The following is a 247-nucleotide window of genomic DNA, read 5'->3' as shown; positions in this document are numbered from 1 at the left end:
GACATACTTGAAATGCTTCTGGAGGAGGTTGGAAAGAGGCTTTGCAATCTTTAAGAAATTCTCAAGGAATCTTCGGCAGTAGCTTGCAAGCCCAAGGAAACTGCGGAGCTGCTTGACATTCTGAGGAGGCTCCCAATTGACAATTGCAGAAACCTTCTCCGGATTAACATCAATGCCTTTGGCGGAGATGATGTGGCCAAGGTAAAGAACTTCATCAAGCCAAAACTCACATTTGGAAAAGTTCGCA

The 247-nt window shown here is 44.9% G+C and carries 1 protein-coding gene; it reads right to left on the bottom strand.

Annotated elements, in window-relative coordinates:
* On the bottom strand, positions 1–247 hold a 247-nt coding region (locus L9G74_RS24555), incomplete at both ends, for a reverse transcriptase family protein (RefSeq protein ID WP_238898912.1).

Origin of the sequence: Shewanella electrica (genome assembly GCF_022321485.1) — a bacterium.
GTDB lineage: Bacteria > Pseudomonadota > Gammaproteobacteria > Enterobacterales > Shewanellaceae > Shewanella > Shewanella electrica.
The sequence above is the reverse complement of the archived record's forward strand: the minus strand, read 5'-3'. Positions and strand labels throughout refer to the sequence as shown.